Source organism: Corynebacterium sp. HMSC056E09, assembly GCF_001813425.1.
Classification (GTDB): domain Bacteria; phylum Actinomycetota; class Actinomycetes; order Mycobacteriales; family Mycobacteriaceae; genus Corynebacterium; species Corynebacterium hesseae.
On record NZ_KV812490.1, the window covers coordinates 409,031 to 434,085 of the forward strand.

Below are 25,055 nucleotides of genomic sequence, written 5' to 3' on the forward strand. Positions count from 1 at the left end.
ACCTTCACGCATCGGACGCTCGATGGAACCCCAATATGTCAAGCGCCGTCAGCGCGGCATGGCCGTGCTCATTGCGAGCTTGGTCCTGATCATCGGTGGACTTGGCTACATTGGTTTCCGCCTGTTGGGAGGGGGCAGCACCTTGGACTATGAGGGGCAGGGCAATGGAGTAACCCAGCTTGTTCAGGTTCCGGAGGGCTCGTCGATGAGCGAGCTGGCACCTGAATTGGCGGAGAAGAACGTGGTGAAGACGCCCGAAGCTTTCTCTTCTGCGGCCAACTCGAATCCGCGCGCGAGCCAAATCAAGCCTGGATTCTACCGCCTTCAGGAGGAGATGAGCGCGAAGTCTGCCGTCGAAGCGCTGCTTGATGAAGGCAACATGGTTGACCTCCTCGACGTGCAGGGCGGAGCTACGCTTCTCGACGTCAACGTGGTCGGCGGTGATGTCCGCTACGGTATTTACTCGCTGATTTCTCAGGTCTCCTGCAAGGAGGGCGAATGCGTATCCGCCGAGGAGCTGGAGAAGATCGCGGCCACGGTGGATCCTGCTGAGCTGGGTGCGCCGGAGTGGGCATTGGAGGAAATTCGTGCCCGCGGTGAGGACCCCAAGCGTATTGAGGGCCTTATCGCTCCGGGCCAGTACGTCCTCGATCCGAACATGGACGCTAAGGAGATTCTGACGGATCTCATCACACGTTCGACGAAGAAGTACAACGACACCAATATCGTTGACCGCGCCCAGGCAATTGGCCTCAAGCCCTACGAGCTTCTTACTGCGGCTTCGCTGGTGGAGCGCGAGTCCCCGGCCGGTGAGTTCGACAAGGTCGCCCGTGTAATCCTCAACCGCCTTGATGAGCCGATGCGCCTCGAGCTGGACTCCACGGTCAACTATGGCCTCGAGGATGTTGAGCTGGCCACCACCGATGAGGATCGCCACCGCGAGACTCCTTGGAATACCTACGCGAAGGACGGTCTCCCTGACTCACCGATTGCCTCTCCTTCGGAGGAAGCTATCGGGGCCATGGAGAACCCCGCGGAGGGCAACTGGCTCTTCTTCGTCACCGTCGACGACAAGGGCACCACGGTGTTTACCGATAATTACGACGAGCACCTCGCCAACGTCGATGACGCTGTTCGCTCCGGCATCCTTGACAGCCAGCGCGAAGGCGCTGGCGAGCCGCCGGCCGGCGAGCCACCGGCTGAGGAGCAGTAACCTGATGCCCCGCGCCGCAGTTCTGGGCAGCCCTGTCGCTCATTCCTTGTCCCCGGTCCTCCATAACGCAGGCTATGAAGCTGTGAATTTGGAGGATTGGGACTACACCAAGATTGAGGTGACGGACCTAGCTGCCTTCCTCGCCGATGCGGGGGAGGAGTACCGCGGCTTTTCGGTCACCATGCCGCTCAAGTTCGACGCACTCGCCTGCGCGAACATCGTCAGCGAACGCGCCGAGCTCATCGGCTCCGCGAATACCCTGGTGCGCACCGAAGACGGGTGGCGTGCGGATAACACGGATACTGAGGGAGTTCTGGGCGCGCTCGACGAGCTGCTTGGAACGTCCCAACCGTCGACGGCACTGCTCATCGGAGCAGGTGGAACCGCACGGCCTGTCCTGTGGGGCCTAGCCCAGCGCGGTGTGCAGGACGTTACGGTGCTCAATCGCTCCGACCGCCTCGCCGAGCTGCGCCCGCTGGCTGATGACCTTGGCCTCACCCTCCACGCGGCAACGTTCAGCGATGATCTCGCGGGGCTTGCGCGTTCGGTAGATCTCGTGGTCTCCACCGTTCCCTCCGCCGCCGTGGAAGAGCACCTAACGCAGCTGGCCAAAGCTCCGGTATTTGACGTTATCTATGATCCGTGGCCAACTCCGTTGACCGTTTATGCCGCTGCCGACGGCTACCCGACAGTCGGCGGGCACGTCATGTTGGCCAACCAGGCCTATTCGCAATTCGAGCAGTTTACAGGGCACACCGCTCCACGGGCAGAGATGCTGGCTGCATTAAACAAGGCGCTCAAGCTATCCTGATCGGTTCCCCAAACCACCGCGTGCGCCTTGTCTTTCCGCGCGGTAGGCTGCGGGCTATGGGGGACGTGCTTTTCTTGGCGTGGGGGTGCGCCTTAATTGTTTATGACCTGCGTTTTAAGCGCTTGCCTAATTATCTGACGCTGCCAGCCGCGGCTTTATCGTTGTGCTGGTTCAGTTTGGCGGGCCTGCTCTGGATAGGGCTCTACGTGCTCGTGGCCTGGTTTAGCCGTGCCGGAAGCGTGGGCGGGGGCGACCTCAAGCTAGCTCTGCCTCTGGGAATGGTGACCGCCCACGCAGCGGGCCTACCAGGGGTTGCGTTGGCGATGATGGGGGCGGCGCTCAGCACCGTGTTGTGGGGAATCATCACGCGGGATAGGGCGCCTGCGCATGGTCCCGGGATGCTGTTTGCTGCGGCTCTCGTCGTGTTCTTTAGCCCCAACACGGTGTGATAGTTGGCCTAGTGACCACGAAAGAAGCCCTGGCATGCGATAATAGTCCGCATGCTTCGTTGGACTACCGCAGGTGAATCTCACGGTCAAGCGCTCATTGCACTCATTGAGCACATGCCCGCCGGGGTTCCCGTTTCCCAAGACGACATCGCTCTCCAGCTCTCTCGCCGCCGCCTTGGCTATGGACGTGGCGCGCGCATGAAGTTTGAGGCTGATGACCTCACCCTGCTCAGCGGCATCCGCCACGGCTTGACCCTGGGCAGTCCTATCGCCATCATGATCGGCAACACTGAGTGGCCAAAGTGGACCACCATCATGTCGCCCGATGCCTTGGATCCGGAGGATCCGGAGTCCGCTAAAGCTATGGCTTCCGGTCGCGGCGCCCCGCTGACCCGCCCGCGCCCCGGCCACGCTGATTTTGCTGGCATGGTGAAGTTTGATCACTCGGAGGCGCGCCCCATCTTGGAGCGCTCTTCCGCGCGTGAGACCGCCGCCCGCGTGGCCGCAGCCACCGTCGCACGCAATTTCCTCCGTGAAACATTGGGCGTCGAAGTGCTCTCCCACGTGATCTCGATTGGCGCCTCCGATCCCTACGAAGGCCCGTCGCCCAGCTTTGCAGAAATCGAAGCTATCGATGCTTCTCCAGTTCGGGCCTGCGATAAGGCCGCAGAGGAATCTATGATCTCAGAAATTGAAACCGCTAAGAAGCAAGGCGATACCCTTGGCGGCATCGTTGAGGTCATCGTGGAGGGCTTGCCAATTGGCTTGGGCTCGCACACGTCAGGGGAGGACCGTCTCGACGCACAGCTCGCCGCTGCCTTGATGGGCATTCAGGCCATCAAGGGCGTTGAAGTCGGTGATGGTTTTGCTGAGGCCCGCCGTCGTGGAAGCGAGGCTCATGATGAGATGGTCCGAACCGATCGCGGCGTGGATCGAGAAACTAACCGGGCGGGCGGTCTAGAAGGTGGAATGACTAACGGCCAGACGCTGCGCTTGCGCGCGGCGATGAAGCCGATTTCCACCGTTCCGCGCGCCTTGAAGACGGTGGATATGGCCACAGGTGGAGCGGCGACCGCCATCCATCAGCGCTCCGATGTGTGTGCAGTTCCGGCTGCTGGTGTTGTCGCAGAAGCAATGGTGGCGTTGGTCCTTGCGCGCGCCGTGTTGGAAAAGTTTGGTGGAGATAGCCTCGCTGAGACTAAGCGGAATATCGCCTCCTACCAGGACTATGTGGCAAGCCGCCTGGATTGGGGTGAAGCATGAGCTCCCCACACGTCGTCTTAGTTGGGCCTCCCGGCTCTGGAAAGACCACGATTGGTCGCCGCTTGTCACGGGCGCTGAACTGTGACGTTGTTGATTCTGATGATCTGATCGAGGCCCGCTACGGCAAGGCCTGCGGTGAGGTGTTTTCTGAACTGGGTGAGCCGGCATTCCGTGAGGTAGAAGCAGAAGCTGTGCGCGAGGCACTGTCCACCACTGGGGTCGTGAGCCTCGGCGGCGGAGCAGTGCTGACCGAATCCACACGTGCCTTGCTTGATAACCTGACCGTCGTATTCCTCGATGTCACGCCGGAAGAAGGCGTAAGCCGCACGTTGGGTGATGCGAACCGCCCCGTGTTGGAATCTGCAGATCCATTGGCGCACTATACCCAGCTTTTGGAGGCGCGCCGCCCCCTTTACTCGGAGGTAGCTGATTTGAAGGTGCGCACTGGTGTGCGCTCCCCGCAACAGGTAGTGGGCGATATTCTGAGTTTCCTTGAAACCCTCTAAATCGCCGGCTGATTTGCTTTAACCTCATGATGAAGCCGCACAATCACCGCTAGCCCAGCCAAAGGAGCACTACTCATGCACACTATTCCGGTTAAAGGACCTTCACCTTATGAAGTCACAATTGGCACTGGTCTGAGCACAGAAGTCATTGGGCGCGTGGCGGACATTGGAGCGGCTAAGGTGGCGGTCATTCACCAGCCGCCGCTCGCGCAGGCTGCCGGTGACCTCGCCGAGCAAGCCCGTGCACAGGGAATAGAGGCAACTCTGGTCGAAGTGCCCGATGCAGAGGCAGCTAAGCAGCTCGATGTACTTGCCCGGCTTTGGGATACCTTCGGGGAGGCTGGTTTCAGCCGCCGGGACGCCGTTATTGGTCTCGGCGGCGGTGCCGTGACCGACTTGGCAGGCTTTGCCGCAGCGACGTGGATGCGCGGCATCCCAGTAATCCAGGCACCGACCACACTGCTCGCGATGGTGGACGCGGCCGTCGGCGGAAAGACAGGTATTAACACTGCCGCAGGCAAGAACCTTGTTGGGGCTTTCCACGAGCCGGACTCAGTCTTTGTCGATCTGGACCACCTGCGCACCCTACCTGCCGACGAAATCGTCGCCGGTTCTGCGGAGATCATCAAAACTGGCTTCATCCATGATCCGCGCATCATCGAGCATTACCTTGCGGATCCTGCCGCTTGCCTGGAGCCCGACGGCCTGCTGCCCGAGCTCATCCAGCGTTCCATCGCGGTCAAGGCGCACGTGGTGGGCCAGGACTTAAAGGAATCGGGGCTGCGCGAAACCCTCAATTACGGCCACACCTTCGGCCACGCCGTAGAGCGCCGCGAAAACTACACCTGGCGCCACGGCCGCGCGGTAGCAGTGGGCATGATGTTCATCGCCTACTTGTCCCACGCACGCGGGCTTATCGACGCCAACCTTGTAGCCACCCACCGCGACATTCTCACCCGAATTGGGTTGCCCACAACCTATGAGCAGGGCCATTTCGAACAGCTGCTGGATGGCATGCGCCATGACAAGAAGAACCGCGGTGGCCACATCCGTTTTGTGGCCCTCACGGGAATCGGGGAAACCACGCGCTTGGAAGATGCTACCGTCGACGAGCTACGAGCAGCCTATGCGCAGCTCGCCTCATAAAAGCTTAAGGAGTTTGCCATGACCATTCTCGTTCTCAACGGCCCGAACCTCAACCGTCTGGGCAAGCGTCAACCAGAAATCTATGGCAGCGAAACCCTAGAGGACATCGAGCGTCGCGTCCGCGCAGCGGCGGGGGAGGAAGAGATCGTCTTCTTCCAGTCCAACCACGAGGGCGAGCTCATCGAGCAGGTGCATCGTGCCGCCGACGAAGGCTGGCCCGTCATCATCAATCCGGGTGGGTTTACGCATACGTCGGTGGCACTGCGCGATGCCCTAGCGGAAGTAGCCGATGGTGCAGGTTTCGTTGAGGTACACCTATCTAATGTGCACGCGCGGGAAGCATTCCGTCAGCACTCCTACCTGAGCCCGATAGCACGCGGTGTCATCGCTGGGCTTGGCTCTTATGGATATGTCGCGGCACTGGGGTACTTCCTCGCAAATTAGCTATCATGGAGTATCGCTTGAAATGAATGGAGTGGTTCTCATATGGCATTAGCCGATACTCGTTATAGCAACCGCCGCCGCAAGCTCATGACCGAGCTCTCTGGTCAGCGCGTCGACGCGATCATCGTCACCCATTTGACGCACGTGCGCTACCTTACCGGCTTCTCCGGTTCGAATGGTGGTCTATTGTTGCGCAAGGACCTCTCCGCGCTCATGGCTACGGACGGCCGCTACACCACACAAATTGCTGAAGAGGTCCCGGATATCGAAGCCAGCCTCGGTCGCGATGTGGGCCCGCACCTGCTGGGGCAGGTTTCTGAGGACCTTCGCGTTGGCTATGAAGCCGACTATGTCACCGTTTCACAACTTGAGCGGCTGGAGAAAGCAAAACCGGAGGGCGTTACTCTGGTGCCTGTCACCGGCGTAGTAGAGAAGATTCGCCTCGTCAAGGACAATGTCGAGCTTCAAAAACTCGAAGAAATCGCAGCTTTGGCAAACCAGGCGCTGACCGAACTCGTCGAGGCCGGGGAAGTAGCCGCTGGACGCACGGAGCGCCAGGTGGCCGCCGACCTTGAATACCGGATGCGCATGCTTGGCTCGGAACGCGTGAGCTTCGACACCATCGTGGCCTCCGGCGAGAACTCTGCAAAGCCCCACCATGGTGCGGATGACCGCGAACTGCGCAAGGGCGATTTGGTAACGATTGACTTCGGCGCTCACCTCCGCGGCTTTAACTCAGACTGCACCCGTACCTTCGTCATCGGTGAGGTTTCTGATTTCGCCCGCGAAATCTATGACATTGTCCTGCGCGCCCAGGAAGCGGGTGTCAAGGCAGCGGTGCCAGGTGCCAAGCTTCTCGACGTCGACGCGGCCTGCCGCGACATTATTGCCGATGCTGGCTATGGTGACTACTTCGTTCACTCCACCGGCCACGGCATTGGTCTCGACGTGCATGAAGGGCCTTATGCGGCCACAACCGGAAAGGGTACGTTGGCTGAGGGCATGACCCTGACCATTGAGCCCGGCATCTACGTCCCAGGCAAGGGAGGAGTGCGCATCGAGGACAGCCTCATTATCACTTCAGGGGCCCCGAAGATCATCACGGCTTACCCGAAGGACCTTCAGGTGCTGTAGCTAGCACCCCTTGGCGCCGTACTTGATGCGCGTACGGTATGCTTAGACACTGTTTTCATAGTTTCGACTACAAGTTATTTGGGAGAGTCATTTCATGGCAGATACCACTGATTTCAAGAACGGCCTCGTTCTGAAGATCGACAACAAGCTGCAGCAGATTGTTGAGTTCCAGCACGTCAAGCCCGGCAAGGGCCCGGCATTCGTGCGCACCAAGCTCAAGGACGTGGTCTCTGGCAAGGTGACCGACAAGACCTTTAACGCTGGTGTGAAGGTGGAGACCGCCAACGTCGACCGCCGCGACATGACCTACCTGTACAACGATGGCCAGAACTACGTGGTCATGGATGATAAGACTTTTGAGCAGTTCGAGCTTCCGTTTGATAAGTTCGGCGACGCTGGCAAGTTCCTGCTGGAGAACATGCGCGTTCAGGTGTCCTTCCATGACGGTGAGGCTTTGTTCGGCGAGCTGCCGATCTCCGTTGACCTGAAGGTGGAGCACACCGAACCGGGCCTGCAGGGTGACCGCTCCAATGGTGGCACCAAGCCGGCAACGCTCGAGACCGGTGCCGAGATTCAGGTTCCGCTGTTCATTGAGATCGGAAACGTTCTCAAGATTGATACCCGTACCGGCGAGTACCTCTCTCGCGTCAACAACTAAGATGACCCAACCAGAGCCAAACTATAAGCGCCACACGGCGCGCTACCGAGCACGTCGCCGCGCCGCGGACATTCTTTTCGAAGCTGAATCGCGCGACGTCGATCCGGTAGCCATCGTTGAGGACCGCGTAGAGCTGGCCCGCGACCCTGAAAACGGCGTGGCGCCGGTCGCGGACTACACCCGCGAAATCGTCAGCGGAGCTGCCGAAGAACTGGATGACATCGATGATGCGATCGCCCGCTACCTCTCCAGCGAGTGGTCGCTCGAGCGCATCCCGGCCGTCGATCGTGCGATCATGCGCGTAGCGGTATGGGAAATCCTCTTCAACGCGGATGTGCCTAACGCTACCGCGCTCGTTGAAGGCGTGGAGCTTGCCTCGGAATACTCCAATGACAAGGCAGCACCTTATATCCACGCTGTGTTGGATGACGTCATCCAGGCCCAGTCTGCGGATAGCCCAATGGACTCGGCATCTGCCGAGGAATCTGAAGAACCCGCTGAGACTGCGGAAGATGAAGGCGACTCCGAGTAGAGCCCACGTCTTTCCCTGAATCCCGAAACTCCGGCCAGCTATCCTTTGTGAACTGGCCGGAGTTTTGTCTTGGCCGAGGTCAAATAGGAAACTGCCCTAGCTGCCAATGATCCTGAACCTGCCTGCGGCAGGAGCAAAGGTGTTGGCAACTAGGGCAGTTGCGTTAGTGATGCTGCGTGCTAGAGCAGCGAAGAGAGGAAATCCTTAGTGCGCTGGTGCTGCGGATTGTCCAAGACTTGCTCGGGGGTGCCGGTTTCAATGACGCTGCCGCCGTCCATGAAGACGATGTTGTCGGCGACTTCACGTGCAAAGCCCATCTCGTGAGTAACCACGAGCATGGTCATGCCATCGGCGGCAAGCTCCTTCATAACGCGGAGGACTTCGCCGACCAGCTCGGGGTCGAGGGCGGAGGTGGGTTCGTCGAAAAGCATCAGCTTTGGATCCATGGCCACAGAGCGGGCAATGGCGACGCGCTGCTGCTGACCACCGGAAAGCTGCACCGGGTACGCATCTGCCTTGTGCGCGAGGCCCACCTTTTCCAGCAGTTCCATCGCTTTCTTCTTTGCTTGCTCTGGATTCTGCTTCTTCACTTGGACGGGGGCCTCGATGATGTTCTCCAGGACTGTGCGGTGGCTGAACAGATTGAACTGTTGGAACACCATGCCGATGTCTTGGCGCTGAGCGGCGGCTTCCTTTTCGGAGATTTCATAGAGCACGCCGTTGCGTTCACGAAATCCAATGAGCTCGCCGTCGACGTAGAGGCGGCCGGCCGTGACCTTCTCTAGGTGATTGCAGCAGCGAAGGAAGGTTGATTTTCCGGAACCGGAGGGGCCCAGTAGGCAAGTGACCTCGCCGGGCATGACGGTGAGATCGATGCCCTTGAGAACCTCGAGCTGACCGAAGGATTTATACACATTCTGTGCAGAGATCATTGGGGTGGTCATTAGTTCTTTACCTCCGGGATGACAGACACGTTGCGGGGAATGGTTCCTTCAGCATCCGCCAGCGCAGCCAGCTGGCGGCCGGTGAGCTCGCGGGTGGCGCCACGTTCGAAGCGGCGCTCCAAGAAGTACTGGCCCACCATAAGAAGCGAGGTGATGGCCAGGTACCACGTCGCTGCCACCATGAGTAGCGGGATGGGCTCGAAAAGCGCAGCGGAAATATCCGTGGCGCGGCCGAAAATCTCTGCGGTGTAGGGAATTGCCACCACAAGGGAAGACGTCTTCAGCAAGGAAATGAACTCATTACCGGTCGGCGGGATGATGATGCGCATGGCCTGCGGGAGAACCGTGCGGCGCATGGTCATCCACCAACCCATACCCAGGGCCTTGCTGGCTTCCTTCTGGCCCTCGGGAACTGAGGAGATGCCGGAGCGGACGATTTCCGCCATGTAGGCGGCTTCGTTCAGGCCCAAACCGAGCACGGAGAGCAGGAATGCATTGGTGAGTACCTCCGTGAGAGAAATCTCCGTAAACCCGAGGTTGATGGATTGGTAGAGCGCGGAGAGCAGGCCCCAGAAGACGAGCTGCACGTAGATTGGGGTTCCTCGGAACAGCCACAGGAAGAGCCAGGACACACCGCCGAGCACGGGGTTGGGGGACATACGCATCACGGCGAGAGCGGCGCCGCCCACGACGCCGATGATCATCGCCAGTATCGTAATCGCGATGGTATGCAGCGCGGCGGTGGCGATGCGAGTGTCGAAGAGGTACTGGAAGTAAGTGCCCCATCCGAAGGCCTCGTTGCGCGCCGAAGAGATGACGAACCACACAGCAAGGAGCACGAGGAGGGCGGCGAAGACCCATCGCCACGGGTGGCGAAGTGGCCGGGCTTCGATCTTTGGTGGGGTAGCCGAAGCCGCAGAATCCGATGCTGCTGGGAGAGAGGAATTAGTCATTGATCGGCCTTTCATTAATCATTGCGTGTTCGACGAGTCCCTCGGTAACGCCCCATTTTTCGAGGATTTCTGCGTAGGTCCCGGTGTCAATAAGGTGCTGGAGCGCGGCCGCCACGGCAGGTCCGAGCTCGGAGTCCTTAGGTACGGCAAACCCATAGGGAGCGGCGTCAAACATTTCGCCGACCATGGACATACGCCCGCCCGAGCGGTTGACCGCCCACGCAGAGACTGGTGAGTCCGCCGAAAGCGCGTCCGCGCGGCCCATGAGTACCGCAAGGGCGGCGTTGTCACTCGTGTCATAGGGAAGGATGGTCAGGTCCCCATCGCAGGCTTCTTGCTTCGGACGTAAGTCGTCCGTCTCGGACACGGTGGTGCGTTGCACCGCGACGGTGAGGCCACAGGGATTCGATGGATCAACCTTGTTGGGGCCGTCGGTGAGCTCCGCCCACTGAATGCCGGCGTAGAGGATATCGACGAAATCGAAGTTCTCACGGCGCTCATCGGTATCGGTAAACCCAGACCCGCCGAGATCAATCTGCCCGGACTGGACTGCCGGCAAAATCATGGAAAAGTCCTGCTCCACCGGCTGGAATTTGAGGCCCATCACTTGAGCGACTGCATTGGCCAAGTCCATTTCAAGACCGATGAGTGAACCATCGGAATCCTTGAACTCGAAAGGCGCAAACGGTGGGTTTGTGCCTACGGTGAGGACCCCATCTGCGTCCTGGTACATCGCGGCGATCTCGGGTACTTCGTCCACGTTAGGCTCTGACCAGCCTTCTGGCAGCGCCGGCTCCTCGTTGGTGACGCAACCGGAGAGGGCAACAGAGGCCAGCGCTCCGACGGCGCCCACGACGGCCTTCTTCTTATTCATGCTTTAACTCTCTTGATAACTTGCGGCTTTGCGCCTATCCACGACGATGAAAATGGCGACGATAATGCCGCCGAGCGCGAACATGAGCAGGATAAGCGGTGTGGAAGCATCCTGGTCCGCGCCCCACGGCCACAATGCGCGAAGTGAGCCCAGCATAAAGCCGGCCATGGCGGCGAGGGTCGGATCGCGGTGGGTATCGAGTAGGTAATTCAAAATCTTGACGAACGCGGCAAGGCCGCACACCGCGCCGAGGGCGAAGACGCCTACGACGGTCATGTTCCGGTCAGAGACCGCGCCGATGACCGGCTGGTAGAGGCCCATTGTCAGCAAGATGAGTGAGCCCGAAACGCCTGGGAGAACGAGCGCGCAGACGGCCACCATGGCCGCCAAGAACACCACAATCAGGCTGGGGTCTTCGACGGGAGTTGAAGTAAAGCCGGTAACGAAGAAGATCGCGACGGTAGCGATGATGAATGCAGCGATGGACGCGGGGGTAAACCGCGACATCATGCTAATTGGAACGATGATGGACACGGCGACCATGCCGAGGAACAATGCGCGGGACAAGGACACTTGCCCTTCCACAAAGTTGTGGAGCAACGTGGAAAAACCGAAGACGGCAAGGAACATGCCGGCGGCGACTGAGACGAGGAAGCCCCATTCAACCTTTTTGAAACGGCCGGAAATGAGATCATTGGCGTTGTGCAAAGCGCGTTCATAGATGCCTACGATGAGCGCGACGGTGCCTCCGGAAATTCCGGGGACCAGCTCGGCCATGCCAATGAGGGCGCCGCGAATGGCGTTAAGAATATAGTGCATAAACCGAAAGTAACGTTGACAGTCTCCTCGGTGGGGATGCCGTGCCGAGGGAGAGGAATGAGCAGATGACTCCTTATTCTCTCATTGTGCGACGTGCTTATGCAAACTATTCAGACCATAGAAGGTTATACGTTGACTACATCGGCAAGCGCTTTGCTACTTCGCCATAGATTGAGCCCAAGATGGCGAAGGCGGCGAGTCCTACGAGACCGTCGAGAAGCACGGTGTAGAAGGTATTCAACTGCGGGTCATCGGAGGAGGCTGCGGACTTGCGCAGCTCCTGGTAATAAGAGGAGCCTTCCACCTTGGAAGAAACTTCCTTGTCGGTGCTGGATTCCGCAGCGGTAGCAACAGTGGTACCGCCCAGAGTAAGGGCGGCTGCGGTGCTCAAGGCAATGATCGTGCGACGCATGATGACGGGTTCCTTTCGGTTGAAAACACTAATACCCCACAACATTCTCTGTTGCGGGGTGGAATTGTGCCCCTGGTGAGACTCGAACTCACACTACACGGGTTTTGAATCCGTTGCCTCTGCCAATTGGGCTACAGGGGCGCACAAGCAACGATACTAGCGCAGCTGACCAATGGGAACCTAATTGCCTGCCTAAGGGCAGCGTCGGTGCTGATTGGCGCAACACGTTAGGATGGGCCGGGTGACTACTTCTCAGCCCCGACTCTTGCTCATCGACGGCCACTCCATGGCCTTCCGCGCATTTTATGCACTGCCCGCGGAGAACTTTTCTACCTCGGGCGGGCAGCATACGAATGCGGTCTACGGATTCCTTTCCATGCTGGCGAATATCTTGGCGGAGGAGAAGCCGGACTTCGTCGCGGTAGCCTTCGACGTGGGCCGCAAGACCTTCCGCACGGAGATGTTCCCCGACTACAAGGCACAGCGCGAAGCCGCCCCGGAAGAGTTCCGGGGGCAGGTTGAGCTCATCCGTGAGGTTTTGGAGACGCTGGGAATCACTACGCTGTCGCGCGAGAACTTCGAGGCCGATGACATCGTGGCTACGTTGTCCACGCAGGCGGGCGCGGACTATGAGACCTTCCTGGTCACCGGTGACCGCGACTATTTGCAGCTTGTCGACGACTCCACGACCGTCCTCTATCCCATGCGCGGGGTGTCCAAGCTGCATCGCTTTACTCCAGAGGCAGTGGAGGAGAAGTACGGTCTGAGCCCGCAGCAGTACCCAGACTTCGCGGCCCTGCGTGGTGACCCCTCCGATAACTTGCCCTCCGTGCCAAAGGTGGGGGAGAAGACCGCCACGAAATGGATTACCCAGTATGGCTCCCTCGATAGCCTTATCGAGCATGCCGAGGAGATCAAGGGAGTGGCGGGCCAGAACTTCCGCGACCGCATCGAACAGGTCAAGCTCAACCGACAGCTCACTCAAATGGTGACGGATATGGACCTGGAGGTGGGCCCTGCGGATCTGGAGTTTAAGGGAGCGGTCGCTAGCGAGGTCGCGGCTCGCTTCGACGAGCTGGAATTCGGCACCAACCTGCGCGAGCGGGTCCTCAACGCCGTCCCGCACGACGCCGCCGCGGAAGCTGCTGCGGCTGAGGAAGCCCCGGACGTCACGGTTACCGTGGTGGACACACCGCTGGCTGAGTGGCTCGAGGGTAAGGAAGACGTAGCAGTCTTCGTACAAGGTGATGGGACCCCGGGCGCGGGTGATGCTGCGGCACTGGCACTGGTCGATTCCTCCTTTGAGGGCCGCCAGATTGAGTTGGCAGATCTCGATGCTAAGGATGACGCCGCGCTGGCCGCGTGGCTGTCATCAGACGCGCCGAAATACCTACACGAGGCAAAGGCCGCCTGGCACATGCTGGCCGGCCGGGGGATTGAACTGTGCGGAATTGCCCACGACACCGCCCTTGCCGCCTACCTCTTGCGTCCGGGGCAGCGCACGTATGCGTTGACGGACGTGTACCAGCGCCACCTACAGAAGTCCCTTGGAGCGGCCACGGAGCAGCTCTCCATCCTTGATGAGAACCCTCTGGTGGATCAGGCCGCTGCCATTATGGAATTAGCGGCAGAACTAACGCGTCAACTCCAGGAGATTGACTCCTTCGAGCTCTATACCGACCTGGAGTTGCCGCTGGTCAACATCCTTGCCCGCATGGAGGCCGCCGGTATTGCAGTCGACAGGGATGTCTTAGAAACTCAGCGCGATGCTTTCATTGAGCAGGTCAATGAACAGGAACGCGCCGCCCGCGAGCTGGCCGGTGATGATTCTCTCAACCTGAATTCCCCGAAGCAGCTGCAGTCGGTGCTCTTCGGCACCTTCGATATGCCGAAGACGAAGAAGACCAAGACCGGCTATTCGACTGCCGCTAAGGAAATTGAGCAGCTTGCTGCAACGCATCCGCACCCCTTCTTGGATCACCTGCTGGCCCACCGCGAGTATCAGAAGATGAAGACAACGCTGGAAGGTCTCATTAAGACCATTCAGCCGGATGGCCGCATCCACACCACGTTTAACCAAACGGTGACTTCGACGGGCCGTCTGTCTTCGACGGAACCGAACCTGCAGAATATTCCGGTGCGCACTGAGGCAGGACGCCAGATCCGTTCGGCTTTTGTGGTCGGCGAAGGCTTTGAGACCTTGATCACGGCCGACTACTCCCAGATTGAGATGCGCGTCATGGCGCATCTCTCCGCAGACCCCGGGCTTATTGAGGCCTATCGTGAGGGCGAAGACCTGCACAACTACGTTGGCTCCAAGGTCTTCGACGTGCCTGTCGATGAGGTCACCCCGGAGCTGCGCCGCCGAGTCAAGGCTATGTCCTATGGCTTGGTCTATGGACTTTCCGCTTTTGGCCTATCGCAGCAGTTGGGTATCCCAGCGCGTGAGGCTAAGGAGATTATGGAGAGCTACTTTGAGCGTTTCGGCGGCGTGAAGCGCTACCTCGACGAGGTGGTGGTGCAGGCCCGAAAGGATGGTTATACCTCCACGGTCTTTGGGCGCCGCCGCTACCTGCCGGAGCTAAACTCCGATAACCGCGTGGCCCGTGAGAACGCTGAGCGCGCTGCCTTGAACGCGCCCATCCAGGGAACTGCTGCGGACATCATCAAGGTTGCCATGATCCGCGTGGATAAGGCCCTTGAAGGCATGGCCTCGCGCGTGCTGCTTCAGGTTCACGATGAGCTTGTCGTGGAGGTGGCTCCCGGGGAGGCAGAAGACGTGCAGCGCATCCTTGAGCGCGAAATGGACAAGGCTATCGAGTTGACTGTGCCACTCGAGGTGTCCGTTGGCGTGGGCAAGAACTGGGATGCCGCAGCGCACTAGGGGCTTAGGTCAAGCCCACCGCGCGCTCGTCCTCGGTGGGCGTGCGGCGCTCGACTAAACACCCGGCGAGTAGGTCGAAGGGGGTTTGGCCCAGCACAAGGACGCTGAGGCCAAGGATGGCCAAGATGGTTGCCTCAACATAGGGGAGCCCTGTCAGTGCAACAAGAGTAAGGAGTAGCCAGCTGTTGCGAATTGCTGCGCTGGCGATTCCGGGATGCTCAGCGATGACTTCTAGCTTCAGTGACCACTTGCCCAGAGAAGTGTGCTTAATTGACTCCGCCCACACCCGGTAGACGTAGAAGACGAGGGCGAGCGCGATGATGTCGTAGATAGCTCCTGCTCTGCCGTTCAATACTCCGTCGGTGCTGAGGTTGATTGCCCATTTGATTACCACGATGACAGCGGCGGCGAGGAAGGCGTCAATCCACCAGGCCACCGTGCGGCGTAGGAAAATCCCGAGGCGTTCTAAAAGCATGGCTGCCAGCTTAGTTCGCTGCGGGCGGCACACTCCGCACCAGGGTGGGCAGGCGTCCGGGCTATCGTGCTTCGCACACGAAGATGGCGGTGCCAGGGAAAATTTCACCTCGTTCTGGAGACCACTGGCCCCACGTGATGTCGAGGCCCTCTGGCCACTCGGGTTCGATGAGGTTGCAAATCTCGAAGGAACCGCGAACCTGTAGTGCTCGCACCCAATCACCCATCGTGCGGTGAAACTCGGCATAGCTAAGCTCACCGTTGGCATCCTGCTCGAGGTAGGCGCGCTCAAAATAGGACAGCTCTGCTGTGAGGTTCTGGGGATCGTCGGGGAAGACCCAGCGCATTGGGTGCGTCACAGAAAAGACGAAGCGTCCACGTGGACGCAGGACACGGTGGACCTCGCGCAGCGCCGCGTCCAGGTCTGCTACGAAGGGCAAGGCGCCGAAGGCGGAGAAGACGACGTCAAAGGATTCGTCTCGATAGGGAAGCGCTAGGGCATCAGCTTGGACTAGTGGTAGCTCGGGCGCGGCATGGGAGAGCATTCCCGACGAGAGATCAAAACCCGTCGCAAAGTGCGTGCGTCCTTGCAGCCATTGCGTGCACGGCGCAGAGCCGCAACCCAGCTCGAGAACGGTGGCGGAGGAGACGTCACCAAGCAGCTGCGCCTCAGCCTCATGCAGCATTTCCGGGCACCAGTAGAAAGAGGATAGGTACTCGGGATGCTCCGCGTGGTAGGAATCGGCGTCACGATCCCAAAAATCTCGGTTGGCAGAGGATGCCGAAAACGCTGCTGCAGACATTCTTCCTTTCCCAATTCTTTTTCCATGGCGCATTTGCCGTTTTAGCTGCGAGGATGTAGGGTTATACGGGCGTGTCTATGACTCGGGACGCGCTGGGCTACTGTAGGAGAGCTCGGCACGGCTGCGAGTCGGGATTGAAATCCATCTTAAGCCTTGCGCATTCGCGCTGCTTAATGACGCTTTTCAAGAGACGCGTAACTGTCCAATTACGATCTCCTACGTTTATTCGGAGCATAACTACATGCCAACTTCTAACACCCCTCAGGTTGCGATCAACGACATCGGAACCGCAGAGGACTTCCTCGCAGCTGTCGACGCCACCATCAAGTACTTCAACGATGGTGACATCGTCGAGGGCACCGTGGTCAAGGTTGACCACGACGAGGTCCTGCTCGACATCGGTTACAAGACCGAGGGCGTCATCCCGTCCCGCGAGCTCTCCATCAAGCACGACGTCAACCCGGATGAGGTTGTCGAGGTCGGCGACGAGATCGACGCACTTGTTCTCACCAAGGAGGACAAGGAAGGCCGTCTGATCCTGTCCAAGAAGCGCGCACAGTACGAGCGTGCTTGGGGCGCCGTCGAAGAGCTGCACGCCAAGGAAGAGCCGGTCACCGGTACCGTCATCGAGGTTGTCAAGGGTGGTCTCATCCTGGACATCGGCCTCCGCGGCTTCCTCCCGGCTTCCCTCGTTGAGATGCGCCGCGTCCGCGACCTGGAGCCGTACATCGGCCAGGAGCTCGAGGCCAAGATCATCGAGCTGGACAAGCAGCGCAACAACGTTGTCCTGTCCCGCCGTGCATACCTCGAGCAGACCCAGTCCGAGGTCCGCTCCGAGTTCCTGCACCAGCTGCAGAAGGGCCAGGTCCGCAAGGGCGTTGTCTCCTCCATCGTCAACTTCGGCGCCTTCGTCGATCTCGGCGGTGTCGACGGCCTGGTTCACGTTTCCGAGCTGTCCTGGAAGCACATCGACCACCCGTCCGAGGTTGTCACTGTGGGCGACGAGGTCACCGTCGAGGTTCTCGACGTCGACCTGGACCGCGAGCGCGTGTCCCTGTCCCTGAAGGCAACCCAGGAGGATCCGTGGCGCGTCTTCGCCCGCACCCACGCTGTGGGCCAGATCGTCCCGGGCAAGGTCACCAAGCTCGTTCCGTTCGGCGCCTTCGTTCGCGTCGAGGAGGGCATCGAGGGCCTCGTCCACATCTCCGAGCTGGCTCAGCGCCACGTGGAGGTTCCGGACCAGGTTGTCAACGTTGGCCAGGAAGTCATGGTCAAGGTCATCGACATCGACCTCGAGCGTCGCCGCATCTCCCTGTCCGTTAAGCAGGCAGACGAGGACTACACCGACGAGTTCGATCCGTCCAAGTACGGCATGGCTGACTCCTACGACGAGCAGGGCAACTACGTGTTCCCGGAGGGCTTCGACCCGGAGACCAACGAGTGGCTCGAGGGCTACGACGAGCAGCGCCAGGCTTGGGAGGCTCGCTACGCAGAGTCCGAGCGTCGCTTCAACCTGCACACCGCTCAGATCGAGCGCAACCGTGCTGCAGCCGCTGAGGCCGCCGAGTCCGCTGCCAACTCCAACTACTCTTCCGAGTCTCAGGATGCAGCTCCGGCATCCGATTCTCAGGCAGAGGTTGGCGGCTCCCTCGCTTCCGACGAGCAGCTTGCTGCTCTGCGCGACAAGCTCGCTGGCAACTAAAAGCTAAGTCCTCTCGGATAGGCTCCGCCGATTAGTCCGAGACGATCTAGTTCTTGCAGAAAGGCCGCTTCTCCCCGCTGTGGGAGGGGCGGCCTTTCGCGTATCCTAAGCCGGTATGAAACTCATTGGACTCACCGGCGGAATCGGCAGCGGAAAATCGACTGTGGCGCAGCTTCTCGTGCGCCACGGCTGGGAACTAGTGGATGCCGATCAGATAGCCCGGGACATTGTTGAACCGGGTCAACCAGCGCTTACAGAACTGGCGCAGGCTTTCGGGGAAGACATTCTCCAAGAAGATGGGAGCCTGGACCGGGGGTTACTAGCTTCCCGTGCCTTCTCTAGTCGCGAGAAGACCGCTGTGCTCAACTCGATTACGCACCCGCGCATTAACGAGGAAACCCAAGCCCGCTTCGACGCAGCGCGGCAGGCTGGTGCCGATTTCGTGGTCTACGATATGCCGCTCCTCGTGGACAAAGGACTCCACAAGGATATGGACGCCACCATTGTTGTTGACGTTGACGCAGAGGAGCGTGTGCGCCGCCTGGTGGCATACCGCGGGCTGGATGAGGAGGACGCGCGCCGCAGGATTGCGGCGCAGATTCCGGACGACGTGCGGCGTGTTGTCGCTGATTTCATCATTGACAACAACGGCCCCCTCGAAGCACTGGATGAGCAGGTCGAGGGGGTCGCCGAGAAGCTGCGCGCCCGCCTAGGTTAGGCACGCAGCTTCCTAGCAGCAACTTCCTGGCAGAAGCTCCTAGCGCGTTGCTATGACGTCAGAGACTGCGATGTGGTCGTTGTTTTCCATGTCCTCGCCCACGAAATCAAGGTCAGTGCGCATCAGCATGGTGTTGTAATCGTGCCACGATGTCAGCGTGTAATACAGGTGCTGGTCATCCTGGTCTGGCAGCACGAAGGGCGCGTACGTGTCGTTGAGTGGCTCGCCGCTGACAACCTCGGTGGTCTTCGCGCCCACAAGCATGCGGCGCGGTGACCACGGTCCTTCGGGGCTATCTGCGGTGCGCATGACGATGCCCTCTCCCTCCACTCCATACATGGTGACGTACTTGCCCAAGTAGTGGTTGTAGGCCACGGAAAGCTCGGAGACCTTGCCATCGAGCACCTCGGTGGCCCGCGCGGGATCCTTCACCCATGAGCCATCTGAGTAGTAGCTGAAGGCATCTTCGTTGGGGAATTCAGACTTCAACGCGCGGGACAAATATGCCGGGCCACGGCGGCCGTTTCCCGTGGAGTAACGGTAGATATAGTCGTCGTGCTCGATGAAGGCCGATTGCTGCAGCTTTTCGAACCCTGGGCGGTAGTTTGCGCCGCCGGGAATGGGAGCGTTCGTCCCGTGGCTAGCGTTAGTGCGTGTGGCCTCCGGTACCGCGCGCCACGTGACTCCGCCGTCGGTCGACTTCACGGTCCCACCAAAGTTGGTTGACCAGCCGGTTTTCGGGTCGTGCCAAGAGCGCACGGACATGTAGTCGATGTAGTGCACGCCGTCGACCACGATGCCCGCCGTGGGGATGGTGGTGCGCTCGCCGTTGGTATCTTGATCTCCCACCTTCTGGGAGGGGATGAACTCCTTTGCACGGCCATTGGCGGACCATCCGGAATTAGTCAGCGCCTCCTCCAGACGCAGGCCATCACCATAGTCGTGGTCGCTCGTGCGCAAGAGGAGGTTGGAACGCCACCCATCACCGTCGCTCGAACAATCCATGGAATCGCCGAAGACGTAGTAGGAGCGGCCCGCGTTGTCAGAGTAGGCAATGCCGAGGTCGGTTCCGGAAATGTCGAATTTTTGGTCGGTGCGGTTCGGGGAACCGGAACCGGTGATGAGCTGCATGATTTGGGTCGGTCCGCCGGTGATTTGGCGCTGGTTATAGTTGCTGCGCTGTGGTGCTGCGGAGTCACCTGAACTGCTCGAACGAGAGGAGCTACCCAGCAGCGCGTCGAGCCCTCCTAGCGAAGAGCCACCTCCCGGCCCGGAGGCCTCGGGCTTCGACGTGAAGCTACCGGACTTCGAATAGGCCGTACACGGAGAAGCTTGGGCGGTGGGCGTGTGGGACACGATAGCGACGGGCACGAGACCGGCGATGGTCACTGCGCTGGCGAGGGAACGAAACTTCATGCCAGCCGATTCTAAAGGAGAGCGGCAACTTTTAAAGCATATGGTGGCTAAAATTTACCTTGTGCTCGTGCCCCGTTCATCTTGAGTGCTTAATCTGCCCCTCCATGGGAACCTGGGACGTTGGGCCTTTTGATAATCACGCCGCGTGCGAAGCGCTCGCGGAAATTCGTGATGGCTCCTTCGACCTCGACACGTTTAAGAAGAGCTGCGTGGATTCTCCCATCGATGTTGACGACGCCGAGGTCGTCATCGCCTTAGGCGCACTGGCGACGTCCCCGGCGGACAAACTTCCCGCTGGAGTCAGTGTCGAATCCGTTAAAGCACTGCGCACACCGCAGACTCGGGCCTGGCTGCGCAAGAAAATTAACACTGCGATGGAGCCCAATAATTCCCCGATCTATGCACTGTGGGAAACCACGGGTGAGTTAGATCTGTGGCTGCGCACGACGCGTGCTGTATTGCCCTAAACCGTTCTCTCTTGCCTCACACAGTGGCTGGGGTGTTGAGCTGCCGGGACCTAGCAGGTTTAGGCTTCGGCGCGTTAGACTGGTCGGCATGGCTTTTGCTGCTGAACACCCTATCCTGCCGGTCTCGGAACACCGTCCTGTCGGTGAAATCGAACGGCGCTCGGCCGATTTTCGTGTTGAATCAGAGTACCAGCCCGCCGGCGACCAACCTGCCGCCATCGCGGAACTGGATGAGCGGCTGAGTCGCGGCGAGCGCGACGTTGTGCTCATGGGTGCCACGGGTACTGGTAAGTCCGCTACTGCGGCGTGGCTCATCGAAAAACAGCAGCGCCCGACACTCGTGATGGCGCCGAATAAGACGCTGGCGGCCCAGTTGGCAAATGAGCTGCGCCAGCTCCTCCCGCACAACGCTGTTGAATACTTCGTTTCTTACTACGATTACTACCAACCGGAAGCCTATATCGCGCAGACGGATACCTACATTGAGAAGGATTCCTCCATTAATGAGGACGTGGAACGCCTGCGCCACTCCGCCACCTCGGCGCTTCTTTCCCGCCGCGACGTTGTCGTGGTGTCCTCTGTGTCCTGTATCTATGGCTTGGGCACGCCGCAGTCCTACCTCGACCGCTCTGTCGTGTTGGAGGAAGGGGAGGAGATTGACCGCGATCGCTTCCTGCGCCTGCTCGTGGATATCCAGTACGAGCGCAATGACGTGGGTTTTCCCCGCGGAACCTTCCGCGTCAAGGGCGATACCGTGGATATCATCCCCGCCTATGAGGAGCGCGCGGTGCGCATCGAATTCTTCGGCGATGACGTGGACGAGCTCTACTACATCCACCCGTTGACGGGCGATGTTCTCGAGCGAGTCGACGAGGTGCGAATCTTCCCCGCGACGCATTACGTGGCGGGTCCAGAGCGCATGGCGCGGGCCATCGAGGACATCAAGGAAGAACTTGCGGAACGCCTCGCCGAGCTGGAGAACCGCGGCAAGTTGCTCGAAGCACAGCGCCTGCGAATGCGCACCGAATACGACCTCGAGATGATCGAGCAGGTGGGCTTTTGCTCCGGCATTGAGAACTATTCGCGCCACGTTGACGGGCGCCCCGCCGGTTCGGCGCCGGCGACGCTCTTGGATTACTTCCCAGAGGACTTCCTCACCATCATCGATGAGTCCCACGTGACCGTCCCGCAGATCGGCGGCATGTTTGAGGGTGATATGGCCCGCAAGCGCAACCTCGTGGAGTTTGGCTTCCGTTTGCCGTCTGCTGTGGATAACCGTCCGCTCACCTTTGATGAGTTCGAAGAGCGCGTGGGGCAAACGGTCTACATGTCGGCCACGCCTGGTGATTTCGAGATGACGGCCTCCGGCGGCGAGTTCGTGGAACAGGTCATTCGCCCCACCGGCCTGGTGGATCCCAAGGTGACGGTCAAACCCACCAAGGGCCAGATCGATGACCTTATCGATGAGGTCCGCTCCCGCACCGCTAAGCAGGAGCGTGTATTGGTCACCACCTTGACTAAGCGCATGGCAGAAGACCTCACTGATTACCTTCTGGAGCATGGCATCAAGGTGCGCTACCTCCACTCGGATATCGATACGCTGCAGCGCGTGGAGCTGCTGCGGCAGCTGCGCTTGGGTGAATTCGATGTGCTCGTTGGTATTAACCTGCTGCGCGAGGGCCTCGACCTTCCCGAAGTCTCACTCGTCGCTATTTTGGACGCAGACAAGGAAGGCTTCCTGCGTTCCACCACTTCGCTCATCCAGACAATTGGCCGCGCCGCCCGAAACGTGTCCGGTGAGGTCATCATGTACGCAGACAAGATTACGGACTCGATGCAGGAAGCCATCGAGGAGACTGAGCGCCGCCGTGAAAAGCAGATTGCCTATAACAAGGAACACGGCATCGACCCGCAGCCATTGCGCAAGAAGATCGCTGACATTTTGGACCAGGTCTACGACAACGCCGATGAACAGGAGCAGGGGGCGGACCCCACGGCAATCGTCGAGAAGCCCGATGTGTCTTCCATGGCTGCCGACGAGGTGCAGGCGCTTATCGACGACCTGACGACCCAAATGCGCGAAGCCGCCCGAGAGCTTAAATTCGAGCTGGCGGGGCGCTTGCGCGATGAGATCGCGGACCTGAAGAAGGAGCAACGTGGACTCAAAGAGGCCGGGATTTAACAGTCTGGGCCGGCGTACTGAAACCTCGTTAGTGCACTGGGCGGGTAACACCACACTCAGTGCGGGTAGCCGTGCCATACTGTTAGGGATTAACCACTAGTTATAAGGAGAATCATGCTGAGCTACAACGTCATCGCCGTGGGAACCGATGGATCACCGACATCCCTGCGTGCCGTCCGTTCTGCCGCATCTATGGCGCGTGCTTATGATGCGACGTTGATCATCGTGTCTGCTTTTTACAATCACTCCGGTTCGATGCTCGGCGCACCGAACGCGGAGGACGCCCGCGTGCCCGTCGTCAGCGAGGAAATGTCGGAGAATTTCCTCAACAATGCCGCGGAGATCGCGCACGGCGAGGGTGCGAAGCGCATCGAGATCATCGCTAAGTCTGGCGACCCTGTGAACTCACTCATCGAGGTGGGCAAGGACTATGACGTCGACTTGTTCGTGGTGGGTAACAAGGGAATCCATTCAGTTCGCGGCCGGGTATTCGGTTCCGTTGCGACGGAGCTAACCCGTAAGGCCCACGCGGATGTTGTGGTGGTCAACACCACTGAGTAAGCGCCGGGACCCAGTCGGGTGCACAGCACACGCGCTGATCGACGCGAACACGCCAGCGTTGTTAGACTAGCGGGTGCGCAAAAGCTTTTAGAATTTTGTTTAGCGGTGGCCTCAAGGTTGGGGCCCAGCGAAGAAAGGTCATCATGAGCGATTACAACAAGATCGTGGTCGGTACCGACGGTTCCAAGTCCTCCCTGCTCGCAGTGGAGCGCGCCGCCAAGATCGCCGCAGCCTTCGATGCCACCCTCATCATCGGTTGCGCCTACTACGAGAACCAGGAGCAAGCCTCCAAGACACTGCGCCAGGATTCAGTGACGATTCTCGGCGATGAGAAGGCTCAGGCCAACCTCGCCTCCGGTAAGGAACACGCAGAGAAGTTCGGCGTGACGAAGGTGGAGACCGCTGTGCGTCCGGGCACCCCGGTTCAAGCCCTGATGTCGATCGTCAACGACAACAAGGCTGACCTGCTCATCGTTGGTAACCGCGGAATTAATTCTTTGACCGGCCGTCTGCTCGGTTCGGTTCCGGCGGATGTCGCGCGTCAGTCTGATTGTGACGTCATGATCGTCCACACCGTGAACTAAGCCTTCTCGGGCTACGGCGCGCACACGCCCCAGAAACTTCTTCGTCGGAAGTCTCTGGGGCGTGTTTGCGCGTTGTGGTGCTTTTCTAAGAGCCGAACCGAAGCTTGCGATAGGCGCGGGCGAGGGCGTTACCGTCGGCGCCTTGAATGAGCGGGATATCGAAAGAAGACTCTTTGTTGACCTTGACCAAGGGAGCAAGCGAGCCATGGGAGAGCAGCTGCTCTTGTGGCGTGAGGTTGCGTATTGCTACCGCTGCCACACGGTCGGGATGCTCCGCCGCGGCGTCGGCATAAGTCAGAGGATCGTGCTGCCCATCATCACCGATGAGAAGCCAGCGCAATTTGGGGAAAGCAATGAACAAATTGCGCAGTTGGACGCGCTTGTGTTCTTGGCCATTGCGGAAAAGACCGGTGGGCGTTGGGCCCCAGTCGGTGAGCAACAGTGGGCCACGTGGGAAGCCGTTCTCCCCCATGAAATTGACCAAGGTGTCATAGGTATTCCACGCACCGGTGGAGAGGTAGACGAAGGGAACCTCTGGGTGCTGCTGAGAGATCTCCCGGTAGAAACTGGCCATGCCTTCGACGGGGGTTCGCGTATTGGTGCGCTTTACCCAGGAATTCCACGCTGCAATCATGGCTCGCGGCAGCCAGGTCACCATGATGGTGTCATCGATATCGCTGACCACACCGAATGTCGTGTCTTTGTCCACGATGAGGACTTCCGCGCGCACCTCGTCTGCGCCTTTGGCGCGAATGGTGACGTCGTGCCAGCCAGGTTCTAGCCCGTGATCATGGACGAGGACATCGATATAGCCGTTGTCGTTCGTGGTGCCCGGCACCGTCTTACCACCAACTGTTACTTCGACCTCGTGGTGCGTGACCTGGATGGTGAAGAATTGGCGGTATCCGCGTTGGGTCCACGTATCGCGTTCCTCAGCCTTGGGATCGTGCATGAGCACGCGGCCAAGCACATGGACAAAGTCCTCGTTGCCGTAGCCGGCATAGCCAGTAATGCTGGGTTGCCAGCCTTTGCGTGCGGAGTGCTTAAGTGAGAATGCATTCGCGGTGGATTCGACTTTGCGGGCGATATCGGAAAGTGCCATGCGC

Annotated in this window: 26 protein-coding genes and 1 tRNA gene; 17 read left to right on the plus strand and 10 right to left on the minus strand. The window is 59.6% G+C overall.

Features of this window, described 5'->3' with window-relative positions; all coding sequences use genetic code 11:
* The first annotated feature begins 22 nt into the window (after positions 1 to 22).
* The 10 genes from mltG to nusB all read left to right on the plus strand — a co-directional run bounded on the left by mltG (position 23) and on the right by nusB (position 8,156).
* A complete protein-coding gene (gene mltG, locus HMPREF2912_RS04860; protein ID WP_070563047.1) occupies positions 23 to 1,213 on the plus strand; it encodes an endolytic transglycosylase MltG in 1,191 nt (396 codons plus the stop codon).
* 4 nt (positions 1,214 to 1,217) lie between these two features.
* Positions 1,218 to 2,024, plus strand: coding sequence for a shikimate dehydrogenase (locus HMPREF2912_RS04865; RefSeq protein WP_070563050.1), 807 nt, complete (start codon positions 1,218 to 1,220; stop codon positions 2,022 to 2,024).
* 56 nt (positions 2,025 to 2,080) lie between these two features.
* A complete protein-coding gene (locus HMPREF2912_RS04870) occupies positions 2,081 to 2,473 on the plus strand; it encodes a prepilin peptidase (protein WP_070563053.1) in 393 nt (130 codons plus the stop codon).
* Between the two features lie 51 nt (positions 2,474 to 2,524).
* Entirely contained in the window at positions 2,525 to 3,736 is a 1,212-nt protein-coding gene (gene aroC, locus HMPREF2912_RS04875; protein WP_070563056.1) for a chorismate synthase, read from the plus strand.
* Complete coding sequence (locus HMPREF2912_RS04880) at positions 3,733 to 4,242, plus strand: shikimate kinase (RefSeq protein ID WP_070563294.1); 510 nt, start codon at positions 3,733 to 3,735, stop codon at positions 4,240 to 4,242. The genes aroC and HMPREF2912_RS04880 overlap by 4 nt, the downstream gene beginning before the upstream one ends.
* A gap of 75 nt (positions 4,243 to 4,317) precedes the next feature.
* Complete coding sequence (gene aroB, locus HMPREF2912_RS04885) at positions 4,318 to 5,388, plus strand: 3-dehydroquinate synthase (protein WP_070563297.1); 1,071 nt, start codon at positions 4,318 to 4,320, stop codon at positions 5,386 to 5,388.
* An 18-nt stretch (positions 5,389 to 5,406) separates the two neighbouring features.
* Positions 5,407 to 5,832: a type II 3-dehydroquinate dehydratase gene (gene aroQ, locus HMPREF2912_RS04890; RefSeq protein ID WP_070529866.1), complete on the plus strand. Its 426-nt coding sequence runs from the start codon at positions 5,407 to 5,409 to the stop codon at positions 5,830 to 5,832.
* A 42-nt stretch (positions 5,833 to 5,874) separates the two neighbouring features.
* A complete protein-coding gene (locus HMPREF2912_RS04895) occupies positions 5,875 to 6,966 on the plus strand; it encodes a M24 family metallopeptidase (RefSeq protein ID WP_070563300.1) in 1,092 nt (363 codons plus the stop codon).
* Between the two features lie 94 nt (positions 6,967 to 7,060).
* Entirely contained in the window at positions 7,061 to 7,624 is a 564-nt protein-coding gene (gene efp, locus HMPREF2912_RS04900) for an elongation factor P (protein ID WP_070522210.1), read from the plus strand.
* Position 7,625: 1 nt separating this feature from the next.
* A complete protein-coding gene (nusB, locus tag HMPREF2912_RS04905) occupies positions 7,626 to 8,156 on the plus strand; it encodes a transcription antitermination factor NusB (protein WP_070529882.1) in 531 nt (176 codons plus the stop codon).
* 179 nt (positions 8,157 to 8,335) lie between these two features.
* Here the strand turns inward: nusB and HMPREF2912_RS04910 are convergent, their stop codons facing one another.
* The 6 genes from HMPREF2912_RS04910 to HMPREF2912_RS04935 form a co-directional block, all read right to left on the minus strand.
* Positions 8,336 to 9,100 carry an amino acid ABC transporter ATP-binding protein gene (locus HMPREF2912_RS04910; protein WP_070522216.1) on the minus strand — a complete coding sequence of 255 codons (765 nt, stop codon included), beginning with the start codon at positions 9,098 to 9,100 and terminating at the stop codon, positions 8,336 to 8,338.
* Positions 9,100 to 10,053 (minus strand): amino acid ABC transporter permease, encoded by a 954-nt coding sequence (locus HMPREF2912_RS04915; protein WP_070522219.1) that lies wholly within the window; start codon positions 10,051 to 10,053, stop codon positions 9,100 to 9,102. Before HMPREF2912_RS04915 ends, HMPREF2912_RS04910 begins: the two co-directional genes overlap by 1 nt.
* Positions 10,046 to 10,927, minus strand: a complete 882-nt coding sequence (locus HMPREF2912_RS04920) for an ABC transporter substrate-binding protein (RefSeq protein WP_070683458.1) — start codon at positions 10,925 to 10,927, stop codon at positions 10,046 to 10,048. Before HMPREF2912_RS04920 ends, HMPREF2912_RS04915 begins: the two co-directional genes overlap by 8 nt.
* Before the next feature lie 3 nt (positions 10,928 to 10,930).
* Complete coding sequence (locus HMPREF2912_RS04925; protein WP_070563069.1) at positions 10,931 to 11,746, minus strand: DUF368 domain-containing protein; 816 nt, start codon at positions 11,744 to 11,746, stop codon at positions 10,931 to 10,933.
* Positions 11,747 to 11,882: 136 nt separating this feature from the next.
* Positions 11,883 to 12,158 (minus strand): hypothetical protein, encoded by a 276-nt coding sequence (locus tag HMPREF2912_RS04930; protein ID WP_070529889.1) that lies wholly within the window; start codon positions 12,156 to 12,158, stop codon positions 11,883 to 11,885.
* Positions 12,159 to 12,225: 67 nt separating this feature from the next.
* Positions 12,226 to 12,299, minus strand: a tRNA-Leu gene (locus tag HMPREF2912_RS04935).
* Between the two features lie 91 nt (positions 12,300 to 12,390).
* Between HMPREF2912_RS04935 and polA the strand changes: the two genes are divergently transcribed.
* Positions 12,391 to 15,042 (plus strand): DNA polymerase I, encoded by a 2,652-nt coding sequence (polA, locus tag HMPREF2912_RS04940; RefSeq protein WP_070523225.1) that lies wholly within the window; start codon positions 12,391 to 12,393, stop codon positions 15,040 to 15,042.
* A 4-nt stretch (positions 15,043 to 15,046) separates the two neighbouring features.
* Here the strand turns inward: polA and HMPREF2912_RS04945 are convergent, their stop codons facing one another.
* Both HMPREF2912_RS04945 and HMPREF2912_RS04950 read right to left on the minus strand, forming a co-directional pair.
* Positions 15,047 to 15,517: an RDD family protein gene (locus HMPREF2912_RS04945; protein WP_070523222.1), complete on the minus strand. Its 471-nt coding sequence runs from the start codon at positions 15,515 to 15,517 to the stop codon at positions 15,047 to 15,049.
* Positions 15,518 to 15,578: 61 nt separating this feature from the next.
* On the minus strand, positions 15,579 to 16,319 hold the full coding sequence (locus HMPREF2912_RS04950; RefSeq protein WP_070523219.1) for a class I SAM-dependent methyltransferase: 741 nt from the start codon (positions 16,317 to 16,319) through the stop codon (positions 15,579 to 15,581).
* A 241-nt stretch (positions 16,320 to 16,560) separates the two neighbouring features.
* On the opposite strand from HMPREF2912_RS04950, the gene rpsA reads away from it, so the two are divergent.
* Positions 16,561 to 18,021 (plus strand): 30S ribosomal protein S1, encoded by a 1,461-nt coding sequence (gene rpsA / locus HMPREF2912_RS04955; protein WP_010190105.1) that lies wholly within the window; start codon positions 16,561 to 16,563, stop codon positions 18,019 to 18,021.
* 115 nt (positions 18,022 to 18,136) lie between these two features.
* Positions 18,137 to 18,739, plus strand: coding sequence for a dephospho-CoA kinase (gene coaE, locus HMPREF2912_RS04960; RefSeq protein WP_070523216.1), 603 nt, complete (start codon positions 18,137 to 18,139; stop codon positions 18,737 to 18,739).
* Positions 18,740 to 18,778: 39 nt separating this feature from the next.
* Here the strand turns inward: coaE and HMPREF2912_RS04965 are convergent, their stop codons facing one another.
* The gene (locus HMPREF2912_RS04965) at positions 18,779 to 20,155 is read right to left on the minus strand and encodes a DUF4185 domain-containing protein (RefSeq protein WP_070523213.1); all 1,377 of its coding nucleotides are present in this window, start codon (positions 20,153 to 20,155) and stop codon (positions 18,779 to 18,781) included.
* Between the two features lie 104 nt (positions 20,156 to 20,259).
* Here HMPREF2912_RS04965 and HMPREF2912_RS04970 point away from each other — a divergent pair, with 104 nt between their 5' ends.
* From HMPREF2912_RS04970 to HMPREF2912_RS04985, 4 genes are all read left to right on the plus strand, one after another.
* Positions 20,260 to 20,622: a DUF4259 domain-containing protein gene (locus tag HMPREF2912_RS04970; protein ID WP_198530966.1), complete on the plus strand. Its 363-nt coding sequence runs from the start codon at positions 20,260 to 20,262 to the stop codon at positions 20,620 to 20,622.
* Positions 20,623 to 20,710: 88 nt separating this feature from the next.
* Entirely contained in the window at positions 20,711 to 22,804 is a 2,094-nt protein-coding gene (gene uvrB / locus HMPREF2912_RS04975) for an excinuclease ABC subunit UvrB (RefSeq protein WP_070683460.1), read from the plus strand.
* Positions 22,805 to 22,918: 114 nt separating this feature from the next.
* Positions 22,919 to 23,365, plus strand: a complete 447-nt coding sequence (locus HMPREF2912_RS04980; protein WP_070523204.1) for a universal stress protein — start codon at positions 22,919 to 22,921, stop codon at positions 23,363 to 23,365.
* 143 nt (positions 23,366 to 23,508) lie between these two features.
* Positions 23,509 to 23,949 carry a universal stress protein gene (locus HMPREF2912_RS04985; RefSeq protein ID WP_010190091.1) on the plus strand — a complete coding sequence of 147 codons (441 nt, stop codon included), beginning with the start codon at positions 23,509 to 23,511 and terminating at the stop codon, positions 23,947 to 23,949.
* Between the two features lie 85 nt (positions 23,950 to 24,034).
* Here the strand turns inward: HMPREF2912_RS04985 and HMPREF2912_RS04990 are convergent, their stop codons facing one another.
* Complete coding sequence (locus HMPREF2912_RS04990) at positions 24,035 to 25,051, minus strand: App1 family protein (RefSeq protein WP_070596734.1); 1,017 nt, start codon at positions 25,049 to 25,051, stop codon at positions 24,035 to 24,037.
* Positions 25,052 to 25,055 lie beyond the last annotated feature (4 nt).

What these genes read in the sequence shown, in the direction of transcription:
- HMPREF2912_RS04865 (WP_070563050.1), top strand. Translation starts at nt 1,218, where the DNA reads ATGCCCCGCGCCGCAGTTCTGGGCAGCCCTGTCGCTCATTCCTTGTCC.
- mltG (WP_070563047.1), top strand. Translation starts at nt 23, where the DNA reads ATGGAACCCCAATATGTCAAGCGCCGTCAGCGCGGCATGGCCGTGCTC.
- HMPREF2912_RS04950 (WP_070523219.1), bottom strand. Translation starts at nt 16,319, where the DNA reads ATGTCTGCAGCAGCGTTTTCGGCATCCTCTGCCAACCGAGATTTTTGG.
- HMPREF2912_RS04945 (WP_070523222.1), bottom strand. Translation starts at nt 15,517, where the DNA reads ATGCTTTTAGAACGCCTCGGGATTTTCCTACGCCGCACGGTGGCCTGG.
- aroC (WP_070563056.1), top strand. Translation starts at nt 2,525, where the DNA reads ATGCTTCGTTGGACTACCGCAGGTGAATCTCACGGTCAAGCGCTCATT.
- HMPREF2912_RS04990 (WP_070596734.1), bottom strand. Translation starts at nt 25,051, where the DNA reads ATGGCACTTTCCGATATCGCCCGCAAAGTCGAATCCACCGCGAATGCA.
- HMPREF2912_RS04965 (WP_070523213.1), bottom strand. Translation starts at nt 20,155, where the DNA reads ATGAAGTTTCGTTCCCTCGCCAGCGCAGTGACCATCGCCGGTCTCGTG.
- efp (WP_070522210.1), top strand. Translation starts at nt 7,061, where the DNA reads ATGGCAGATACCACTGATTTCAAGAACGGCCTCGTTCTGAAGATCGAC.
- HMPREF2912_RS04870 (WP_070563053.1), top strand. Translation starts at nt 2,081, where the DNA reads ATGGGGGACGTGCTTTTCTTGGCGTGGGGGTGCGCCTTAATTGTTTAT.
- nusB (WP_070529882.1), top strand. Translation starts at nt 7,626, where the DNA reads ATGACCCAACCAGAGCCAAACTATAAGCGCCACACGGCGCGCTACCGA.
- HMPREF2912_RS04920 (WP_070683458.1), bottom strand. Translation starts at nt 10,927, where the DNA reads ATGAATAAGAAGAAGGCCGTCGTGGGCGCCGTCGGAGCGCTGGCCTCT.
- rpsA (WP_010190105.1), top strand. Translation starts at nt 16,561, where the DNA reads ATGCCAACTTCTAACACCCCTCAGGTTGCGATCAACGACATCGGAACC.
- HMPREF2912_RS04910 (WP_070522216.1), bottom strand. Translation starts at nt 9,100, where the DNA reads ATGACCACCCCAATGATCTCTGCACAGAATGTGTATAAATCCTTCGGT.
- HMPREF2912_RS04970 (WP_198530966.1), top strand. Translation starts at nt 20,260, where the DNA reads ATGGGAACCTGGGACGTTGGGCCTTTTGATAATCACGCCGCGTGCGAA.
- HMPREF2912_RS04895 (WP_070563300.1), top strand. Translation starts at nt 5,875, where the DNA reads ATGGCATTAGCCGATACTCGTTATAGCAACCGCCGCCGCAAGCTCATG.
- HMPREF2912_RS04880 (WP_070563294.1), top strand. Translation starts at nt 3,733, where the DNA reads ATGAGCTCCCCACACGTCGTCTTAGTTGGGCCTCCCGGCTCTGGAAAG.
- HMPREF2912_RS04980 (WP_070523204.1), top strand. Translation starts at nt 22,919, where the DNA reads ATGCTGAGCTACAACGTCATCGCCGTGGGAACCGATGGATCACCGACA.
- HMPREF2912_RS04985 (WP_010190091.1), top strand. Translation starts at nt 23,509, where the DNA reads ATGAGCGATTACAACAAGATCGTGGTCGGTACCGACGGTTCCAAGTCC.
- uvrB (WP_070683460.1), top strand. Translation starts at nt 20,711, where the DNA reads ATGGCTTTTGCTGCTGAACACCCTATCCTGCCGGTCTCGGAACACCGT.
- coaE (WP_070523216.1), top strand. Translation starts at nt 18,137, where the DNA reads ATGAAACTCATTGGACTCACCGGCGGAATCGGCAGCGGAAAATCGACT.
- aroQ (WP_070529866.1), top strand. Translation starts at nt 5,407, where the DNA reads ATGACCATTCTCGTTCTCAACGGCCCGAACCTCAACCGTCTGGGCAAG.
- HMPREF2912_RS04915 (WP_070522219.1), bottom strand. Translation starts at nt 10,053, where the DNA reads ATGACTAATTCCTCTCTCCCAGCAGCATCGGATTCTGCGGCTTCGGCT.
- HMPREF2912_RS04930 (WP_070529889.1), bottom strand. Translation starts at nt 12,158, where the DNA reads ATGCGTCGCACGATCATTGCCTTGAGCACCGCAGCCGCCCTTACTCTG.
- polA (WP_070523225.1), top strand. Translation starts at nt 12,391, where the DNA reads ATGGGCCGGGTGACTACTTCTCAGCCCCGACTCTTGCTCATCGACGGC.
- aroB (WP_070563297.1), top strand. Translation starts at nt 4,318, where the DNA reads ATGCACACTATTCCGGTTAAAGGACCTTCACCTTATGAAGTCACAATT.
- HMPREF2912_RS04925 (WP_070563069.1), bottom strand. Translation starts at nt 11,746, where the DNA reads ATGCACTATATTCTTAACGCCATTCGCGGCGCCCTCATTGGCATGGCC.